A 20,115-nucleotide genomic window follows, 5' to 3' on the forward strand; every position below is an offset into this window, starting at 1 on the left:
AAACGCCCGGTTACATTCCGAACCCGGAAGCTAAGCCTTACAGCGCCGATGGTACTGCAGGGGGGACCCTGTGGGAGAGTAGGACGCCGCCGAACTAATTTTGGGGAATCCCCCGTGCTTTTGGGCACGGGGGATTTCTGCGTTCAGGGCCCGGTCTGCCGGGGCCCGATATCCGGGCGGAATTTCCGGCAGAGTATCTGGTGGTCAGAGTCGGCCCGCCGCTTTCAGGGCGAGGTATGCATCCGCCAGTGCCGGGGCCAAGTCGTCCGGTGTGGCATCGACGATCGTCACGCCGTGACGGCGTAGTTGTTCCGCCGTGCGGTGCCGTTCGGTCTGTGCCTGAGCCGCCGAGGCCGCCTCGTAGACCGCGTCGACGTCTCCCCGGGCGGTCGCCATCTCGGCGATATGGGGATCGGCGACCGATGCCACCACCATCGTGTGCCGCTGAGTGAGTTGTGCCAGCACGGGAAGCAGCCCCTCCTCGACCGGCGCGGCATCCAGGGACGTGAGCAGGACGAGCAGAGAACGGCGAGGCGCCGTATGGAGCGCTGTGGCGGCCAGCCCTCGGGCGTCCGTCTCGACGAGTTCGGGTTCGAGCGTCGCCATCGCGGCCACCAGGGACGGGAGGACATCGCTTGCCGTACGCCCCTGGACCAGAGCCCGTACCCGGCGGTCGTAGGCGAGGAGGTCCACCCGGTCGCCGGCGCGGGACGCGAGCGCTGCGAGGAGCAGGGCGGCGTCAATGGAGGCGTCCAGGCGCGGGGCGTCGCCGACGCGACCGGCCGAGGTACGGCCGGTGTCCAGCACCATCAGGAGGTGACGGTCGCGTTCCGGGCGCCAGGTGCGGACGGCCACGGCTGTGTGGCGTGCCGTCGCCCGCCAGTCGATGGAACGGGTGTCATCGCCGGGGACGTATTCGCGCAGGCTGTCGAACTCGGTGCCCTCACCACGGGTCAGGACGCTGGTGCGGCCGTCGAGTTCGCGCAGTCGCGCAAGCTTCGACGGGAGGTGCTTGCGGCTGGTGAAGGGCGGCAGGACCCGTACCGTCCATGGCACCCTGTGGGTGCCCTGGCGGGAGAACAGGCCAAGGGGGCCGTAGGAGCGGATCGTGACGCGGTCGGCCTGGCGGTCGCCGCGGCGGGTGGGGCGCAGCCGGGTCGTGACGCGCCGACGTTCGCCCGGGGGCACGGTGAGGCGGTGGCGGGAGGCTGCGATCTCGGTGCCCGGCTGCCAGCTGCTGGGTGGCCAGGCGTCCCTCAGCCGGGCCCGGAGTGGACGGCGCGAAGGGTTGGTGACGGTCAGCGTCACGTCGGCGGTCTCACCGAGGCGCGCGGACGTGTCGCCGGAGCGGCTCAGGATCAGGCGCCGTACGGGTGCGGCGAGGGCGAAGTCGCAGGCGCAGGCCACGGCGAGCGGGCCGTTGACCGCGAGAATGCCCGTCCAGTCGGGAGCCCAGATGCCGACGGGGACGGAGCCGAGGGCCGCCAGCAGGGCGGTGCGTCCGGTGAGCGGCATCAGCGGGGAACCGGGACGTGGGCGAGGATGGCGTTGATGACGGAGTCGGCCGTCACTCCCTCCATCTCGGCCTCGGGGCGTAGTTGCACACGGTGCCGGAGGGTCGGCAGGGCGAGGGCCTTCACGTCGTCGGGGATGACGTAGTCGCGGCCCGTCAGCCAGGCCCACGCGCGTGCGGTGGCGAGCAGGGCGGTGGCGCCGCGCGGCGACACGCCCAGGGTGAGGGAGGGCGACTCGCGGGTGGCGCGGCAGACGTCCACGACGTAGGCGATGATCTCGGGCGAGAGGGTTGTCTTGGCGACCGCTGCGCGGGCGGCTTCGAGGGCGGCCGGGCCGGCCACGGGGCGTACGCCTGCGGCGCGCAGGTCGCGCGGGTCGAAGCCGGCCGCGTGCCGGGTGAGGACGTCGATCTCGTCCTGCCGGGCGGGCAGCGGGATCGTCAGCTTGAGCAGGAAGCGGTCGAGCTGGGCTTCGGGGAGGGGGTAGGTGCCCTCGTACTCGACGGGGTTCTGGGTGGCCGCGACAAGGAACGGCTCGGGGAGCGGCCTGGGGGTGCCGTCGACGGTCACCTGGCGTTCCTCCATCGCCTCCAGCAGGGAGGACTGGGTCTTCGGAGGCGTGCGGTTGATTTCGTCGGCGAGCAGCAGGTTGGTGAAGACCGGGCCGTGCTGGAAGGAGAACTCGGCGGTGCGGGTGTCGTAGACGAGGGAGCCCGTGACGTCGCTCGGCATGAGGTCGGGGGTGAACTGGACGCGCTTGGTCTCCAGGTCGAGTGCGGAGGCGAGGGCGCGGACCAGGAGTGTCTTGGCGACTCCGGGGACGCCTTCCAGCAGGACGTGTCCACGGCACAGCAGGGCGACGACGAGACCGGTCACGGCGGGGTCCTGGCCGACCACGGCTTTGGCGATCTCGGCGCGCAGGGTCTCCAGGGCGGCGCGGGCGTCGCCCGGACCCCCGGTCTTCCCGGCGTTGTCAGTGGTCGGGTCCATCATGGACGGCGTACCTCTCTTTCGAGGGCGTCGAGTCGGTCGGTGAGGGCGATGAGGGCTGCGTCGTCGCCGGGCGGGGGTCCGAAGAGGAGGGGGTGCAGGTCCTGTGCGTCACCGTGGAGGTGGGCGGACAGGACGGGCAGCAGGGCTTCGGGCGCGTGCGCCTGGGCGACGGGGACGCCGACGAGGGGGGCGAGGCGGGTGCGGGTGGTGGAGCGGAGAGCGGCGGCGGCGCGGTCACGGGCGTCGGCCTTGCGGTAGAGGCGGGCGCGGCCTTCGACGGTCTCGGAGGCACGGATCGCGACCGGAAGTCTTTCGGGTACGAGGGGGCCGAGCCGGCGTGCCCGCCAGAAAGCGGCGAGGACCGCTGCGATGAACAGTTGCAGCGTGCCCCAGAGCCAGCCGGAGGGAAGCAGGTCCAGGAAGTCCTTCTGGCCGCCCGTGCCGGTGGCCGAGGCGTCGGAGAGCGAGGGGAGGTACCAGACCAGATGGGGGCGGGAGCCGAGGAGCTGAAGGGCGAGCGAGGCGTTGCCCTGCTCGTCGAGGCGGTCGTTGTAGAGGATGTCGGGTGCGCCGAGGGCGACGGTGTCGCCGTTGCCGGAGGCCGCGGGGACTCGTACCAAGGTGGCCAGGCGACGGCTGGGGTAGCAGGTGTCGGCGTCGAGGCGCGTGGTGGTGTAGCGGATGCCGCCCGTGTCGGCCGCGCCCGCGCGGACGGCGGCGGGCAGGACGCACTCGGGGGAAAGGGCGGTGCCGAAGCTGGTGGCGGGGTCCGCGGTCACGCCGGGTGCGAGGCGTTCCACGGAGGGACTGCCGGCGGCGACGAGGAGGGTGCGTCCGCCGGACCCGGCGGTGGCGGAGTGCAGCGCGGTCTGCTGGCCGGGTGTGAGCAGGTCGGGCGCCGCGAGAAGGAGGGTGGTGTCCGGGCCGGCCGCGGTACGGGCCTGGTCCAGCGTGGTGACCACACGTGTGGACACGCCGTGGCCGGCGAGCAGTTCGGCGATCGCGCGGCTGCCGTAGGGGTCGGCGGAGCGGGGGTCGAGGGCGCCGTGCCGGGCGTCGGAGCGGACGAGGGCGATCGCGACGGCCCCCGCGAGCAGCAGGACGAGCGCGAGGACGATGCCCCGCGTGCGGGTCCACACCTGGCGGGTGGTGGGCGAGGCCGAGGTGGACGGGAGGGGGGCCCCGGTGGTCATCCGGCGGCCCCCTGGCTGCTGCTGTGCGCTGTGCTGTGGCTGCCGGCGGCGAGGGCCGGTTTGGTGCGCTCCAGGTCGTGGTCGAGTGCGGTGAGCCGGTCGTACGCCTGCCGGTGTGCCTGGCGGCCGCCGTACGTGACGTCGTCGAACTCCCGGGCGGCGGCGTGCAGTCGGCCGGTGTGCGAAGGCAGTGCGCGGCCGGCCTCCGCGGCGGCCTCGTCGGCGGTGCGGCCGGGCCGGGGGTCGAGCAGGGCGCGTTCTTCGAGGGCGCGGACGACGGCCCGCATGCGTTCCTGGACGGCCTGGTTCCAGTGGCCCTGGGCGGCATGTGCCTCGGCGGCGGCGCGGTGCTCGGCGGCGCTGCGGGGGCGGTCGTCGAAGAGGGCGGGGGCGGAGACCGGGCGGCGGTGCGGGGTGCCCAGGCGCCACCACAGGGCGGCCAGTACGGCGACGACGGCCAGGACGACCACGACCAGGCCGAGCGTCCCTCCAGGTGTCGCCGAGGAGGCGGCGTCGAGCACCCTGCCGAGCCAGTCCCAGAAGGCGTTCAGGGCCCGTTGGAGCAGGCTGGGGTCGTTCTCGTGGTACATCCCCTTGGACAGTTCGCGCCGGGCGGCCTCCCGCGCGGGATCGCGCGGGGTGGTCACCGGCGGCTCGTCTCCCGAGCGCGCCAGTGACAGCAGGGTCGTGTCGCCCGCTCGCAGCAGGCTTCGGACGGCCGGGCGGACGCCGTGCGGCAGCACCGGCACCGTGCTGAGTACTCCCCCCGGCAGGTTCACCGCGTCAGCTCCCCGGGGTGGCGCCCGGCGCGGGCACGCCGTAGTCCTGGACCCCGGCGGCACGGGCCAGTTCGAGGTCGAGGGCCTCGCGGCGGATGCGCTGGTCGATGTAGAGGAGCACGCCGGCGCCCGCGCTGATCGGGAACGTGACCGTGGAGCCGATCACCGAGCCGATGCCGCTGACGATGAGGAACGTCCAGCCGACGCCGCCGGTCCCGCTGAGGAAACCGGAGAAGCCGTCGCCGCTCAGTGCGGCGCCGATCAGGGCGAAGGGGATGATGACGATCGACGCGATGATGTTCGCGATGATCCCGGCGAGCAGTTGGATGCCGAAGACCCGCCACCAGGAGCCGCGGACCAGCTTGGCGGAGCGGCTCATCGACTTCAGGATGCCCTGCCGCTCCAGCATCAGCGCGGGCGAGGCCAGCGAGAACCGGACCATGAGCCAGACCACGACGACGAACGCCGCGAGCAGGCCGAGGGTGAGGAGCGGGAAGACGGCGGCGTCCCCTGCGCCGGCGACGGCCACGAGTATGCCCGGCAGCGCCCCGCAGAGCATGATGCCGAGGGAGATGAGAGGCAGCAGGCAGATCAGGCCGAACAGCCTGCCGAGCTGCGGGCGGGCGTCCCGCCAGGCCTCTCCGGAGGTCACGGGCCGGCCCAGGACGGCGCGGCTGGTCACGGTCGTCAGCAGAGCGGTGGCGACGATGGTGCCGATGAAGGAGATCAGCAGGACGGCGGCGGAGCTGAGCATGGACTCGCCCATGGCGCGGGAGAGTTCGTCGAAGCTGGCGCTCGGGTCGGTGAGGGCGTCGGTGGTCGCCGTGTCGTCGAGGACGAGGCCCTGGAGGAGGACGACGACGATCTCCGTGACGACCGCGACGGTCAGCGAGATCCCCAGGACCGTGCGCCAGTAGGTGCGCATGGTGGAGACGGCGCCGTCGAGGATCTCGCCCACCCCGAGCGGGCGCAGCGGGATGACGCCGGGCTTGGCGGCGGGCGGGGGGCCGCCCCAGCCTGCGCCCCAGCCTCCGTATCCCGCCGGGCCTCCGTAGCCGCCGTGACCTCCCTGGCCGCCCGGGTGCGGGCCGCCCCAGCCCGGGCCGGGCGGTGCGGGCGGCGGTGCCTGGCCCGGGGCCGGGGCGCCGGTGGGCGCGGACCACTGACCCGGTGGCGGCTGCTCCTTGGACCACTTCGAGCTGTGGGCCTGTGGGTCCGCGCCCGGCTGGTCGGCGGGCTGTGCGGGCACCGGCCGGCCGGCGGGTTCGGCAGGACCGGACGCACCGGGTTCCTGTCCGTTGGACGGGGTGGATCCGGGCGAGGCCCAGCCCGGAGTGTCGTTCATCGAAGCTCCTTCTCGGTGCTCGTCCGCGGTCGCGGCGGCAGGTTGGCAGCCATCGTGCCATGGGGCGGTGGCCGGGGGACCGGCTGCGCCAAGGGCTGCACACCTTCAATTGTCCGTGGGGTACGGGGCAGACTGACCGCATGGCTGATCAGGACGCGCACACCGGCGAGGGCAGGCACGCGACCGAGATACTGGCGATCCGTTGGGAGGAGCCGCCCGAAGGGCCGGTACTGGTCCTTCTCGACCAGACCAGACTGCCGGCCGAGGAGGTCGAGCTGGTGTGCACCGACGCGCCGGCTCTGGTCGAGGCGATCCGTACGCTCGCCGTGCGCGGGGCGCCGTTGCTCGGCATCGCGGGGGCGTACGGCGTCGCGCTCGCCGCCGTGCGGGGTTTCGACGTGGACGAGGCCGCGGGCGCGCTCCAGGCTGCCCGGCCCACCGGGGCGAACCTGTCCGTCGGGGTGCGCAGGGCACAGGCCGCCCACCGGGCCGCGCTCGCCGAGAGCGGGGACCCGCAGCGGGCGGCGGCGGCCGCGTTGGCCGCCGCGCGGGCGATGCACCGGGAGGACGCCGAGGCGTCCGCCCGGTTGGCCGGGCACGGGCTGGCGCTGCTGGAGGAACTGCTTCCCGGCGGCGGACACCGGATCCTCACGCATTGCAACACCGGGTCACTGGTGTCGGGTGGGGAGGGGACGGCGTTCGCCGTGGCGCTCGCCGTGCACCGGCAAGGGCGGCTGCGCCGGCTGTGGGTGGACGAGACACGCCCGCTGCTGCAGGGCGCGCGGCTGACGGCGTACGAAGCGGCCCGCTGCGACATGGCGTACTCCTTGCTCACCGACAGTGCGGCCGGATCGCTGTTCGCGGCGGGAGAGGTGGACGCGGTGCTGATCGGCGCCGACCGCATCGCGGCCGACGGGTCGGTGGCGAACAAGGTGGGCAGCTATTCGCTCGCGGTGCTTGCGCGGTACCACCATGTGCCGTTCATCGTGGTGGCGCCGGTGACGACGGTGGATCCGGACACGCCGGACGGGGCGTCCATCGAGATCGAGCAGCGTCCAGGACATGAGGTGACCGAGATCACTGCGCCGCGGGCTCCGGCCGGGACAGCGGGCGGCGGCGGGGTCGCGGTGGCGCCGCTGGGAACGCAGGCGTACAACCCCGCGTTCGATGTGACGCCGTCCGAACTGGTGACGGCGATCGTCACCGACGCGGGCGTCGTCTCGCCCGTGACGGGCACCGCGCTCGCGGAGCTGATCTCCGGTTCGGGCGGTCAGCCGATGGCGGAGTGAGAGAGGAGGGGAGGAGGGGCCGAGAGGGGGCGGCACAGGGACGCGGTCGTGCTGCGGCTCGCCCGAGCGGGGTTGCTCCGGTTCGCCGCAGCGGTCCTGCTTCGGTTCGGCGAGGGGTTTCCCTCTTCGCCGAAGCGGGGCTGCTCCGGGCTTCCGTACCGCTCTGACTCCCCGTATGAGTGCGGGCCGTAGTCGTACGGCGCCTGTGATGCACCAACGCTGGGCACAGGCCGACACTGCCTGTGACCACCACGCCGACGGCGGCCGGGCGGACCGGGACAGGCTCCGCCGCTGCCGGGGCGACATCCGCCGCTGTCAGCGGTGACATCCGTTGCTGACAGTGGCGCCGAAAGACGGGGGCAGACAGTGATGGTCCCGTACGACTATCGTCACTGGCCGGTGACGATGCTCACCTGCGCCGCTTTCGCCGTTATGAGAATGGGATGATGTCGTTTATGAAGGGACGAGTCCTCGTCGTCGATGACGACACCGCGCTGGCCGAGATGCTCGGCATCGTGCTGCGAGGCGAAGGTTTCGAGCCGTCTTTCGTGGCCGACGGCGACAAGGCGCTCGCCGCTTTCCGCGAGACCAAGCCCGATCTGGTGCTGCTCGACCTGATGCTGCCCGGTCGGGACGGCATCGAGGTGTGCCGGCTGATCCGCGCGGAGTCCGGTGTGCCGATCGTGATGCTCACGGCCAAGAGCGACACCGTCGACGTGGTCGTGGGCCTGGAGTCGGGCGCCGACGACTACATCGTCAAGCCGTTCAAGCCGAAGGAACTGGTGGCCCGGATCCGGGCGCGGCTGCGCAGGTCGGAGGAGCCGGCTCCGGAGCAGCTCACCATAGGTGACCTGGTCATCGACGTGGCCGGGCACTCCGTGAAGCGGGACGGGCAGTCGATCGCGCTGACGCCGCTGGAGTTCGATCTGCTGGTGGCGCTGGCCCGCAAGCCGTGGCAAGTGTTCACCCGTGAGGTCCTGCTGGAGCAGGTGTGGGGCTACCGGCACGCGGCGGACACGCGGCTGGTGAACGTGCACGTGCAGCGGTTGCGGTCCAAGGTCGAGAAGGATCCGGAGCGGCCGGAGATCGTGGTGACCGTCCGTGGCGTCGGTTACAAGGCCGGACCGAGCTGACGTGCCGGGAGACAGTGCCGCTCCGGCTCCCGGCGGTCCCGGGGAACGCCCGGGGCGGCCTGTCGGCCGGAAGACGGCAGGGTCGGGCTGGGGACGCCTCCTCGAAGGCGGGCTGCTGCAGGGCGGAGTGCGGCGCAGCCCGGTGCTGCGCCTGTTCATGCGCTGGGTGCACCGGCCGCTGTTGCCGGTCATGCGGCTGTGGCGGCGCAACATCCAGCTCAAGGTCGTCGTCACGACGCTGCTGATGTCGCTGGGCGTCGTTCTGCTGCTCGGTTTCGTCGTCATCGGGCAGGTGCGCAACGGCCTGCTGGACGCCAAGGTGAAGGCGTCGCAGAGCCAGGCCACGGGCGGGTTCGCAGTGGCCAAGCAGCAGGCGGACGAGGCCGGGAGCAGCACCGGTGACGACACCTCGGCGGTCGACGGCCGGCAGTCGCAGAACGTCATCCAGTGGATGAGCGACCTCGTCGAATCGCTGTCCAGCGGTGGCCAGGGCGCCTTCGACGTGGTGACGCTCCCGGCGGGCGACGACAGCGGCGGCGGGCGCAGCCCGCGCGGCTCCGGGTACGTCGACCCGTCCGCCAGCGTGCCCGTGGACCTGCGCGCGCGGGTCCACACCAGCACGACGGCGGCCCAGAGCTACACCCGTGTCGTCTTCAGCAACGGCAAGGCGTCCCAGCCCGCACTGGTCATCGGCAAGCAGCTGAACGACCCGAACGAGGACCCGTACGAGCTGTACTACCTCTTTCCGCTGACGCAGGAAGAGAAGTCGCTGAGCCTGGTCAAGGGCACGCTCGCGACCGCGGGGCTGTTCGTCGTCGTACTCCTCGGAGCCATCGCGTGGCTGGTGGTGCGGCAGGTCGTGACGCCCGTGCGGATGGCGGCCGGGATCGCGGAGCGGCTGTCGGCGGGTCGTCTGCAGGAACGGATGAAGGTCACCGGCGAGGACGACATCGCGCGCCTCGGGGAGGCGTTCAACAAGATGGCGCAGAACCTGCAGCTGAAGATCCAGCAGTTGGAGGACCTGTCGCGGATGCAGCGGAGGTTCGTCTCCGACGTGTCGCACGAACTGCGCACCCCGCTGACGACGGTCCGCATGGCCGCCGACGTGATCCATGAGGCACGCGAGGACTTCGATCCGGTGACCGCCCGTTCGGCGGAACTGCTCGCCGACCAGCTGGACCGCTTCGAGTCGCTGCTCGCCGACCTGCTGGAGATCAGCCGGTTCGACGCGGGTGCGGCGGCGCTGGAGGCCGAGGCGATAGACCTGAGGGAGGTCGTACGGCGGGTCGTCAGCGGGGCCGAGCCGCTGGCCGAGCGCAAGGGCAGCCGGATACGTGTCGTCGGCGACCAGCAGCCCGTGGTCGCGGAGGCGGACGCCCGGCGCGTGGAGCGGGTGCTGCGCAACCTCGTCGTCAACGCGGTGGAGCACGGCGAGGGCAAGGACGTCGTCGTCAGGCTGGCCGCGGCCGGTGGTGCCGTCGCGGTCGCGGTGCGCGACTACGGCGTCGGGCTCAAGCCCGGTGAGGCGACCCGGGTCTTCAGCCGTTTCTGGCGGGCCGATCCGGCACGCGCGCGTACCACGGGCGGTACGGGCCTGGGGCTGTCCATCGCCCTGGAGGACGCGCGGCTGCACGGCGGCTGGCTCCAGGCGTGGGGCGAGCCGGGCGGCGGATCGCAGTTCCGGCTGACGCTGCCGCGGACCGCGGACGAGCCGCTTCGGGGCTCGCCGATACCGCTGGAGCCGAAGGACTCGCGGCGCAACGCGGGACAGGTCGGGGCCGGTGTGCCGCACGGCGGCGAGGAGAGGCGGGCCCTGGTGCCGGCGCAGCCCTCGGGCGGCCAGGTGCCGCTGTCGCCGCGCGCTCCGATCGCGCAGCGGCTGGCCACCGTGGCTCCGGCCGCCGATCCGACCGCGCTGCCCGGCAACGGGGCGCGTGTCGTGCCCCGGCAGACCGGGACCGTCCGGCACAGGGACGACGCGCCCGCGCCCGCGGACACGACCGTCGACACGACCGCGGACGCCGTGCCGGACGCGAGCCGGGACACGGCCACGGGAGCGGGGGACTCGAAGACTTCAGGGGAGGCATTTCGTGGGCGCTGACCGCGAGGGGGGCGCCCGGATCCGTCCGGCGCGCGCGGTGGCGTACGCCGCCTGCGGTGCCGTACTGCTGGCCGGGTGCGCCTCGATGCCGGACAGCGGTGACCTGAGGGACGTCGAGTCGACGCCCCGGCAGGACACACAGGTGCGGGTTTTCGCCATGCCGCCCCAGGAGAACGCCGCGCCCGGTGAGCTGGTGCAGGGCTTCCTGGAGGCGCTGACCAGCGACGACCCGAGCTATGACACGGCCCGCAAGTACCTGACCCCGGCGGCCGCGCGGAAGTGGCGGCCGGAGCAGGGGACCACGGTGCTCGCCGACGGGCCGAGCACCGAGTCCGACCAGGGTGCCGCCGCGCGGGAGGACCCCGGCAGCCTCACCTACGTACTGGCCGGGACCAGGGTGGCCACCGTCGACGCGCAGCAGGCGTACGCACCGGCCGACGGGCCGTACGCGAAGCGGCTGCACCTGACCCGGGACGCCACGAGCGGGCAGTGGCGCATCGACACGCTGCCGCAGGGTGTGGTGATGGGCAAGTCCGACTTCCAGCGGAACTACACCTCGGTCAACAAGTACTACTTCGCGTCGGACACCTCGGTCGGGCCCGGCGCGGAGCCGGTGGCCGTCGCCGAACCGGTCTTCCTGCGCACACGGGTGGACCCGATGACCCAGGTGGTGCGCTCGCTGCTGAACGGGCCCACGAACTGGCTCGGGCCCGTGGTGCGGTCGAGCTTCCCGACGGGGACGGCGTTGCAGAAGGGCGCGAGCGCGCTGTCGCCCGATGACCAGAACAGACTGACGGTCCCGCTGAACGGCCGGGCGGCCCGGGCCGGCAAGCCGAAGTGCACCGAGATGGCGACGCAACTGCTGTTCACACTGCGGAGCCTGACACCCACCGTGGACTCGGTCGAACTGCAGGGGCCGGACGACAAGACGCTGTGCGAACTGAGCGCGGACCGGGCCGAGACCGTCGCCTGGCACAGCACCGCCAAGGGTCCCGGCTACCTGTACTTCTTCGACAGCAAGCACCGGCTGGTGCGGATCGCGGGCGGCAGCACGAGCACCACCGCGGTGCCGGTGCCGGGCGCGCTCGGTGAGGGCGACAAGGAACTGGGATCGGTGGCGGTCTCGCGCGACGAGCGCACCGCTGCCGGGGTCAGCAGCGACGGGACGTCGCTGTACGTCACGGCGCTGACCCCCGGGGGTTCGCTCGGTTCCGCCGTCGTGACCAGCAACGGGACCACCAAGGACGATCGGCTCGCCACGCCGACCTGGGACGCACAGGGTGATCTTTGGGTGGCCGACCGCAATCACCAGGCTCCACGGCTGCTCATGCTGAAGCAGGGCGCGGGGAAACCGGAGCCGGTGCGGGTCCCGGGTCTTTCGGGTCAGATCAAGGACATCCGGGTGGCCGCCGACGGGGCGCGGATGGCACTGGTCGTGGCGAAGGACGGCCGGCAGTCCCTGCTCATCGGACGGATCGAGCGGGACGACACCTCGGGCGAGGGGCCGGCGGTCGTCGAACTGCGATCCGCGGCTCCGGGGTTGGAAGAGGTCACCGCCATGTCGTGGGCCGGTGACAGCCGGCTGGTGGTGGTCGGGCGCGAGCAGGGGGGCGTGCAGCAGATGTCCTACGTCCAGGTCGACGGCTCCGTGCCGGAGGGCCAGGCGCCTGCGGCCCTGACCGGCGTGAAGGCGATCACCGCGGTCGAGGACGAGCGGGTGCCGCTGGTGGCGTACTCGGAGGACGGGATCGTGCGCCTGCCGACCGGGGCGCAGTGGCAGAAGGTCGTCAAGGACGGGATGGCGCCGATCTATCCGGGGTGATGGGGCCGATCTGTCCGGGGCGAGGGGTGCGTGCCTCCGGGCCCGGGCTCCGCGGGCGGCGCCGTAACCCGTGTGGGTGACTGCCGTTACGGTCTGCGCGGAGTTGTCCACAGGGCGTTTTCCACAGGGGTGGCCGGGGTGGCTCCTGCGTTGGCACAGTGGTGCGCATGCGGGGGTGGTGGCAGGACCTCACCGACCTGGTGCTGCCGACCGAGTGCGCGGGCTGCGGCAGGTCTCGCACGGTGCTCTGCCCAAAGTGCCGTGCCGCTCTGAGCGGAGCCGCACCGCGCCGGGTGCGGCCGGTGCCGGAACCGCCCGGGCTGCCGGTCGTGCTCGCGGCGGCTCCGTACGCGGACGAGGTGCGGGCGACCCTCCTCGCGCACAAGGAACGCGGCGCGCTGGCACTGGCGCGGCCCCTCGGCGCCGCTCTCGCCCGGGCGGTGCGCGCGGGGTGCGGGCGGCGGGACGGGTCCGTGCTGCTCGTCCCGGTGCCGTCCGCGCGGCGGGCGGTGCGGGCGCGTGGCCACGATCCGGTGCGCCGGATCGCCCTCGCGGCCGCCGGTGAGCTGCGGCGGGGCGGACAGCGGGCGCGGGTGGCAGCCGTACTGCGGCAGCGGCGGGCCGTGGCCGACCAGTCGGGGCTCGGCTTCCGGCAGCGCCAGGGCAATCTCGCGGGCGCGCTGGAGGTCACGGCGGGCGGTGTCCGGCTGCTCGCCGGCGGTCGCCTGGTGCTGGTCGACGATCTGCTGACGACCGGCGCCTCGCTCACCGAGGCGGCACGGGCCGTGCGGGAGGCGTCGGCCGAGGAGATCAGGAGAAGGATTGTGTACGAGCGCGCAACTCGGGAAGGAAGGGAGGAACGGATCGGCGGATCGCGAGAAGAGAGACGCAACGCGACATACGAGGGAGCGGGAATGGCGGACACGGACGGCGCCGGACGATTGATCCGCGCCGCAGTGATCGCAGCCCCGCCTGATTCCTTCGAAATAATTCGGTACTGACTCCAGACTTACGTTGTTGCAGGTAGGAAGAGGGTCTATTCAACTGATCGGAGGTACGCCGCAGTAGAGGGTGACGACATCCGTACGGGCGAGATATGTTCGGTTGTGAGGGAAAGTCGCAGGCCATACCTCCGATATTCGATTGCCGTGGCCGCGGTTATCCCTAATGATCCGCGCCGCGGAGGCGGAGATCTTGCCCATGGGGAGGAGGTGGACGTCACCGAGTCCGAAGTTCCGGGGTTCCGGATTCACCGGAGCCTGATGCAAAGGGAGTAGCTCCGCCGTCGCAGCGGAGCGATCCGGGAACGGAGTTCTGCGTGGACATCGTCGTCAAGGGCCGCAAGACCGAGGTGCCCGAGCGGTTCCGCAAGCACGTGGCCGAGAAGCTGAAGCTGGAGAAGATCCAGAAGCTCGACGGCAAGGTGATCAGCCTCGACGTCGAGGTGTCCAAGGAGCCCAACCCCCGACAGGCCGACCGCTGTGACCGAGTGGAGATCACACTTCGCTCCCGCGGTCCGGTGATCCGGGCGGAGGCAGCGGCCAGCGACCCGTACGCGGCACTCGACCTGGCGGCGGAGAAGCTGGGTGCCCGGCTGCGCAAGCAGCACGACAAGCGGTTCTCGCGTCGCGGCGCCCGCCGGGTCCCGGCCGCCGAGGTCCCCGACCACGTCCCGGGAGCGGCGACGCTCAACGGGAACGGCCACCCCGTCCACGAGGAAGAGACGGACGGAGTGCCCACGAAGAAGATCGGCCCGCTGGAGGTGAAGGGTGAAGGCCCCCTCGTCGTCCGCGAGAAGACCCACGTGGCCTCCCCGATGAGCCTTGACCAGGCCCTCTACGAGATGGAACTGGTCGGTCACGACTTCTATCTGTTCGTCGACTCCGAGACCAAGGAACCGAGCGTCGTCTACCGGCGGCACGCCTACGACTACGGGGTCATCCACCTCAGCACGGACCCGATGATCGCGCGGGCTGCATACCCCGCGGCTGGTGGCACGCTGGGCGGCTGACGCACCCGGCCGACGGTTGAGCGGGTGCCCCTGGAGCGCGTGTGCGCCCCCAGGGGCACCGGTGTGCGACCACTTCGCGCCCTGCTCGTCACCGCAGCGTCGGCCAGACATGAAATCATGGTCGTACCGGCCCAACCGGTGGGCTGTTGCCTTGGGTTGGCGATGGCACAGGACCACAGGCCACAGCCTTCAGGGGGAGGAACGATGGCGGACAGCTTCGGACCGATGCGGGACGCGGATGCCGACGGCGTCGTCGGTACGGGCCCGGACGCGGGCTCTCCACGCAAGGAACCGATCAGAGTCCTGGTCGTGGACGACCATGCCCTCTTCCGCCGTGGTCTGGAGATCGTGCTCGCCGCCGAAGAGGACATCCAGGTCGTGGGGGAGGCGGGCGACGGCGCCGAGGCCGTCGACAAGGCCGCCGATCTGCTGCCCGACATCGTGCTCATGGACGTGCGGATGCCCAAGCGCGGCGGGATCGAGGCGTGCACCTCCATCAAGGAGGTGGCGCCCAGCGCCAAGATCATCATGCTGACGATCAGCGATGAGGAGGCCGACCTCTACGACGCGATCAAGGCGGGCGCGACCGGCTACCTCCTCAAGGAGATCTCCACGGACGAGGTGGCCACGGCCATCCGCGCCGTGGCGGACGGACAGTCGCAGATCAGCCCGTCCATGGCGTCGAAACTGCTCACCGAGTTCAAGTCGATGATCCAGCGCACCGACGAGCGCCGGCTGGTGCCGGCGCCGCGGCTGACCGACCGCGAACTCGAAGTGCTCAAGCTCGTGGCCACGGGGATGAACAACCGCGATATCGCCAAGGAGTTGTACATCTCCGAGAACACCGTGAAGAACCACGTGCGCAACATCCTGGAGAAGCTGCAGCTGCACTCCAGGATGGAGGCCGTGGTCTACGCGATGCGGGAGAAGATCCTGGAGATCCGCTGACGCTCAGCCGAGCAGGCGGGCGAGTTCGCCGACGAGCGGTCCGCGCAGCTCGGCCGCGTCCACCCGTTCCACCCGGACGTCCGTGCAGTCCACCCAGCTCGCCGCCTCGACCAGGGCCTGGGCCACGCCCGGGACCGCTTTCGCGCCGTCCAGGGTGACCTGCTTGGCGACCAGGGTGCGGCCCTCGCGGGCCGGGTCGACACGGCCGACGAGCCGGCCGCCGGCCAGCACCGGCATGGCGAAGTAGCCGTACACCCGCTTCGGCCTGGGGACGTACGCCTCCAGGCGGTGGGTGAAGCCGAAGATCCGTTCCGTGCGGGCGCGCTCCCAGATCAGCGAGTCGAACGGCGACAGCAGCGTGGTGCGGTGGCGGCCGCGCGGCGGTGTCCTGAGCGCCGCCGGGTCGGCCCAGGCCGGTTTGGACCAGCCCTCGACCGCGACCGGGACCAGACCCGAGTCGGCGATCACCGCGTCCACCTGTTCGCCCTTGAGACGGTGGTAGTCGGCGATGTCGGCGCGGGTGCCGACGCCCAGGGACTCGCCGGCCAGGCGGACCAGGCGGCGCACGCACTCCGCGTCGTCCAGTTCGTCGTGCAGGAGGGCGTCCGGGATCGCGCGCTCGGCCAGGTCGTACACCCGCTTCCAGCCGCGGCGCTCCACGCACACCACCTCCCCGTACATCAGCGCGCGCTCGACGGCGACCTTCGAGCCGGACCAGTCCCACCACTCGCTGGTGCGCTTCGCGCCGCCCAGTTCCGTGGCCGTCAGCGGGCCCTCGGCACGCAACTGCTTGACGACCTGCTCGTAGGTGCCGTCGGGGAGTTCGTGGTTCCAGTGCGGGCGGGCGCGGTAGGCGCGGCGGCGGAAGGCGAAGTGGGGCCACTCCTCGACGGGGAGCACACAGGCCGCGTGGGACCAGTACTCGAAGGCGTGCGTGTCGGTCCAGTAGGCCCGCTCCACGCTCTTGCGGCCGACCGCGCCGAGACGGGCGTACGGCACGAGTTCATGGGAGCGGGCGAGGACGGAGATCGTGTCGAGCTGGACCGCACCCAGATGACGGAGGACACCACGGACGCCTGCTCTGCGGTCGGGGGAGCCGAGGAAGCCCTGTGCGCGCAGGGCGATGCGGCGGGCGTCGTCCGCGGAGAGCTCTGCGGTGGGGCGCGGAAGGGTCGTCATGCTTCCGCACGATAGACGTCGGCACTGACAATGCGGTCTGACCTGCGAATTCGTGCCACATCTGCGGCTGTCGCCACGTCTGCGGGGCCGCCGCTGCGGTCGCGTCGGTGGATCACCGCCGGCGTCGGCGGACGCGGGTCACCGTTGCGTCGGCAGATACGGTGCGGTCGACGGCAGGCCCAGGTCCGAGGGAAGCAGCGAGCCCACCCAGCAGTCGCGGCGTACGCCCTTGTTGTTGATCGCGGAGCGCAGGGTGCCCTCGATGGTGAAGCCGGCGCGTTCGACCACCGCGCGGGAAGCGTGGTTGCCGACCTCGGCACGCCATTCGACACGGTCGACACAGAGGTCCGTGAAGGCCCAGCGGGAGGCGGTGACGGTGGCCTCGGTGATGTAGCCGCGGCCCCGGTGTTCCCTGGTGGCCCAGAACCCGACCTCGGTCACCCCCAGGGTCCGCATGGTCAGACCGAGCATCCCCGCCAGGTCACCGGAGGGGAGAAAGACGCCGAAGGTGTACATGGAACCGTTCGCCCAGCCCTCGGGGACCTGCTGCTCCGTGAAGCCGCGGGCGTGCTCGGGGAGGTACGGCGAGGGGATCGTGGTCCAGCGCTGGATGTCGGGGTCCTGCGCGGCGCCGTGGACGGCGTCGTTGTCCCGCGGGCCGACGGTGCGCAGCAGCAGGCGGGCGGTGGTGAGGGTGACGGGGTCCATCGGCCGATTCTGGCCGCGGGGTCTGTCGAAAGCCATCCGTTTGCGGTGCGTGAGCGAGTGATCACAATTCGCGCAATTCGATGCCCGAGTACGGCACTATCCAGGGGCTCCGACCGTTGTCCCTATGTGAAGGCGTTGCCCCACGACAGGGCTCCCGGCTCGGCGGGGTCCTCGCATACGATGGCCGTTGCTCAGTTCAATTGGAATACCGACCGTCCCAGGCCCGACCGGCAAGGAGACCAACCCAGTGTCCGTCCTCACGAAGATCATGCGTGCAGGCGAAGGCAAGATCCTGCGCAAGCTGCACCGCATCGCGGACCAGGTCAACTCCATCGAAGAGGACTTCGTCGACCTCTCCGACGCCGAGCTGCGGGCCCTCACCGATGAGTACAAGCAGCGGTATGCCGACGGGGAGAGCCTGGACGACCTGCTTCCCGAGGCGTTCGCCACCGTGCGTGAGGCCGCCAAGCGCGCCCTCGGCCAGCGGCACTACGACGTGCAGATCATGGGTGGCGCCGCCCTCCACCTCGGCTACGTGTCCGAGATGAAGACCGGTGAGGGCAAGACGCTCGTCGGCACCCTGCCCGCGTACCTCAACGCCCTCTCCGGAGACGGCGTCCACATCGTCACGGTCAACGACTACCTGGCCGAGCGCGACTCCGAGATGATGGGCCGCGTCCACAAGTTCCTGGGCCTGAGCGTCGGCTGCATCCTGGCGAGCATGACGCCGGCCGAGCGCCGTGAGCAGTACCTCTCCGACATCACGTACGGCACGAACAACGAGTTCGGCTTCGACTACCTGCGCGACAACATGGCGTGGTCGAAGGACGAGCTGGTCCAGCGCGGCCACAACTACGCGATCGTCGACGAGGTCGACTCCATCCTGGTCGACGAGGCTCGTACGCCGCTGATCATCTCCGGCCCCGCCGACCAGGCCACCAAGTGGTACAGCGACTTCGCCAAGCTGGTCACGCGCCTCAAGCGCGGCGAGGCGGGCAACCCCCTCAAGGGCGTCGAGGAGACCGGCGACTACGACGTCGACGAGAAGAAGCGCACGGTCGCCATCCACGAGTCCGGGGTCGGCAAGGTCGAGGACTGGCTGGGCATCGACAACCTCTACGAGTCGGTGAACACCCCGCTGGTGGGCTACCTGAACAACGCCATCAAGGCCAAGGAACTGTTCAAGAACGACAAGGACTACGTCGTCATCGACGGCGAGGTCATGATCGTCGACGAGCACACCGGCCGTATCCTCGCCGGCCGCCGCTACAACGAGGGCATGCACCAGGCGATCGAGGCGAAGGAAGGGGTGGACATCAAGGACGAGAACCAGACGCTCGCCACGATCACCCTGCAGAACTTCTTCCGCCTCTACAAGAAGCTGTCCGGCATGACCGGTACGGCGATGACCGAGGCCGCCGAGTTCCACCAGATCTACAAGCTCGGCGTGGTGCCGATCCCGACCAACAAGCCGATGGTCCGCAAGGACCAGTCGGACCTGATCTACCGCACCGAGGTCGCCAAGTTCGAGGCGGTCGTCGACGACATCGCCGAGAAGCACGAGAAGGGCCAGCCGATCCTGGTCGGCACCACCTCGGTCGAGAAGTCCGAGTACCTTTCGCAGCAGCTCAGCAAGCGCGGTATCCAGCACGAAGTGCTGAACGCGAAGCAGCACGACCGCGAGGCCATCATCGTCGCCCAGGCCGGCCGCAAGGGCGCCGTCACCGTGGCCACCAACATGGCCGGCCGTGGTACGGACATCAAGCTCGGCGGCAACCCCGAGGACCTGGCCGACGCGGAGCTGCGGCAGCGCGGCCTCGACCCCGAGGAGCACATCGAGGAGTGGGCCGCGGCGCTGCCCTCCGCCCTGACCAAGGCCGAGCAGGCCGTCAAGGCGGAGAAGGAAGAGGTCGAGGAGATCGGCGGCCTCTACGTGCTGGGCACCGAGCGGCACGAGTCGCGCCGCATCGACAACCAGCTGCGCGGACGCAGCGGCCGACAGGGCGACCCGGGCGAGTCCCGCTTCTACCTGTCGCTCGGCGACGACCTGATGCGCCTGTTCAAGGCCCAGATGGTCGAGCGCGTGATGTCGATGGCGAACGTGCCCGACGATGTGCCGATCGAGAACAAGATGGTCACGCGCGCGATCGCGTCCGCCCAGTCGCAGGTCGAGACGCAGAACTTCGAGACCCGTAAGAACGTCCTGAAGTACGACGAGGTCCTCAACCGCCAGCGCGAGGTCATCTACGGCGAGCGGCGCCGCGTCCTGGAGGGCGAGGACCTGCGCGAGCAGGTGCAGCACTTCATGGACGACACGATCGCCGCCTACGTCGGCGCGGAGACCGCCGAGGGCTTCCCGGAGGACTGGGACCTGGACCGGCTGTGGGGCGCCTTCAAGCAGCTCTACCCGGTGAAGGTCACCGTCGACGAGCTGGAGGAGGCGGCCGGCGACCGGGCCGGGCTGACCGCCGAGTTCATCATCGAGTCCATCAAGGACGACATCAACGGGCAGTACGAGTCGCGTGAGGAGCAGCTCGGCTCCGAGATCATGCGTGAGCTGGAGCGCCGGGTCGTGCTGTCGGTCCTGGACCGTAAGTGGCGCGAGCACCTCTACGAGATGGACTACCTCCAGGAGGGCATCGGCCTGCGCGCGATGGCGCAGAAGGACCCGCTGGTCGAGTACCAGCGCGAGGGCTTCGACATGTTCACCGCGATGATGGACGGCATCAAGGAGGAGTCCGTCGGCTATCTGTTCAACCTGGAGGTCCAGGTCGAGCAGCAGGTCGAGGAGGTCCCGGTCGAGGACGTCCAGCCGGAGGGCGAAGGCGGCGGCGTTCAGGACGCGGTGTCGGCCCAGGCGGGCTCCCGTCCGGAGATCCGGGCCAAGGGCCTCGACGCGCCACAGCGGCGGGACCTGCACTTCTCCGCGGCGACGGTGGACGGCGAGGGCGGCATCGTCGAGGGCGACTTCATGTATGACGACGACGAGCCGGTGCGCTCCGAGTCCGACGGTCTGACGCGTGCGGAGCGTCGCCGCCAGGCCAAGGGCGGCCGGCGCCGCAAGAAGTGACGGCGCCCGCGACGCCGTAGCGTCCAGTCC

General features: G+C 71.1%; 15 protein-coding genes and 1 rRNA gene. 9 read left to right on the forward strand and 7 right to left on the reverse strand.

Features of this window, described 5'->3' with window-relative positions; translation table 11 throughout:
* Positions 1-95 (forward strand): 5S ribosomal RNA (rrf, locus tag ACFYPJ_RS00005); the annotation flags it as partial.
* 109 nt (positions 96-204) lie between these two features.
* Here the strand turns inward: rrf and ACFYPJ_RS00010 are convergent.
* From ACFYPJ_RS00010 to ACFYPJ_RS00030, 5 genes are read right to left on the reverse strand one after another with little or no spacing between them, the layout of a single operon-like run.
* Complete coding sequence (locus ACFYPJ_RS00010; protein ID WP_389007960.1) at positions 205-1,515, reverse strand: DUF58 domain-containing protein; 1,311 nt, start codon at positions 1,513-1,515, stop codon at positions 205-207.
* The gene (locus ACFYPJ_RS00015; RefSeq protein ID WP_389010023.1) at positions 1,515-2,504 is read right to left on the reverse strand and encodes an AAA family ATPase; all 990 of its coding nucleotides are present in this window, start codon (positions 2,502-2,504) and stop codon (positions 1,515-1,517) included. The genes ACFYPJ_RS00010 and ACFYPJ_RS00015 overlap by 1 nt, the downstream gene beginning before the upstream one ends.
* A complete protein-coding gene (locus ACFYPJ_RS00020; protein ID WP_389007962.1) occupies positions 2,504-3,700 on the reverse strand; it encodes a DUF4350 domain-containing protein in 1,197 nt (398 codons plus the stop codon). Before ACFYPJ_RS00020 ends, ACFYPJ_RS00015 begins: the two co-directional genes overlap by 1 nt.
* Positions 3,697-4,479: a DUF4129 domain-containing protein gene (locus tag ACFYPJ_RS00025; protein WP_389007965.1), complete on the reverse strand. Its 783-nt coding sequence runs from the start codon at positions 4,477-4,479 to the stop codon at positions 3,697-3,699. Before ACFYPJ_RS00025 ends, ACFYPJ_RS00020 begins: the two co-directional genes overlap by 4 nt.
* A 4-nt stretch (positions 4,480-4,483) precedes the next feature.
* Positions 4,484-5,824 (reverse strand): glycerophosphoryl diester phosphodiesterase membrane domain-containing protein, encoded by a 1,341-nt coding sequence (locus tag ACFYPJ_RS00030; protein WP_389007968.1) that lies wholly within the window; start codon positions 5,822-5,824, stop codon positions 4,484-4,486.
* A 140-nt stretch (positions 5,825-5,964) separates the two neighbouring features.
* On the opposite strand from ACFYPJ_RS00030, the gene mtnA reads away from it, so the two are divergent.
* The 7 genes from mtnA (at position 5,965) to ACFYPJ_RS00065 (ending at position 15,128) form a co-directional block, all read left to right on the forward strand.
* Positions 5,965-7,113: an S-methyl-5-thioribose-1-phosphate isomerase gene (gene mtnA / locus ACFYPJ_RS00035; protein WP_389007971.1), complete on the forward strand. Its 1,149-nt coding sequence runs from the start codon at positions 5,965-5,967 to the stop codon at positions 7,111-7,113.
* 443 nt (positions 7,114-7,556) lie between these two features.
* Complete coding sequence (gene mtrA / locus ACFYPJ_RS00040; RefSeq protein ID WP_191870552.1) at positions 7,557-8,246, forward strand: two-component system response regulator MtrA; 690 nt, start codon at positions 7,557-7,559, stop codon at positions 8,244-8,246.
* Position 8,247: 1 nt separating this feature from the next.
* Positions 8,248-10,347, forward strand: a complete 2,100-nt coding sequence (mtrB, locus tag ACFYPJ_RS00045) for an MtrAB system histidine kinase MtrB (RefSeq protein WP_389007974.1) — start codon at positions 8,248-8,250, stop codon at positions 10,345-10,347.
* Entirely contained in the window at positions 10,337-12,169 is a 1,833-nt protein-coding gene (locus ACFYPJ_RS00050) for an LpqB family beta-propeller domain-containing protein (protein ID WP_389007977.1), read from the forward strand. The genes mtrB and ACFYPJ_RS00050 overlap by 11 nt, the downstream gene beginning before the upstream one ends.
* 167 nt (positions 12,170-12,336) lie before the next feature.
* The gene (locus ACFYPJ_RS00055; protein ID WP_389007980.1) at positions 12,337-13,170 is read left to right on the forward strand and encodes a ComF family protein; all 834 of its coding nucleotides are present in this window, start codon (positions 12,337-12,339) and stop codon (positions 13,168-13,170) included.
* 317 nt (positions 13,171-13,487) lie between these two features.
* Positions 13,488-14,180, forward strand: a complete 693-nt coding sequence (gene hpf, locus ACFYPJ_RS00060) for a ribosome hibernation-promoting factor, HPF/YfiA family (protein ID WP_389007983.1) — start codon at positions 13,488-13,490, stop codon at positions 14,178-14,180.
* Between the two features lie 204 nt (positions 14,181-14,384).
* Positions 14,385-15,128, forward strand: coding sequence for a response regulator (locus ACFYPJ_RS00065; protein ID WP_389007986.1), 744 nt, complete (start codon positions 14,385-14,387; stop codon positions 15,126-15,128).
* 3 nt (positions 15,129-15,131) lie between these two features.
* Here the strand turns inward: ACFYPJ_RS00065 and ACFYPJ_RS00070 are convergent, their stop codons facing one another.
* Positions 15,132-16,307, reverse strand: coding sequence for a winged helix-turn-helix domain-containing protein (locus ACFYPJ_RS00070; protein ID WP_389007989.1), 1,176 nt, complete (start codon positions 16,305-16,307; stop codon positions 15,132-15,134).
* Between the two features lie 138 nt (positions 16,308-16,445).
* Entirely contained in the window at positions 16,446-17,015 is a 570-nt protein-coding gene (locus tag ACFYPJ_RS00075; RefSeq protein ID WP_389007992.1) for a GNAT family N-acetyltransferase, read from the reverse strand.
* A gap of 247 nt (positions 17,016-17,262) precedes the next feature.
* Here ACFYPJ_RS00075 and secA point away from each other — a divergent pair, with 247 nt between their 5' ends.
* Positions 17,263-20,085, forward strand: a complete 2,823-nt coding sequence (gene secA / locus ACFYPJ_RS00080; protein WP_389007995.1) for a preprotein translocase subunit SecA — start codon at positions 17,263-17,265, stop codon at positions 20,083-20,085.
* Positions 20,086-20,115: the final 30 nt, after the last annotated feature.

Source organism: Streptomyces sp. NPDC006012 (assembly GCF_042871185.1).
GTDB lineage: Bacteria > Actinomycetota > Actinomycetes > Streptomycetales > Streptomycetaceae > Streptomyces.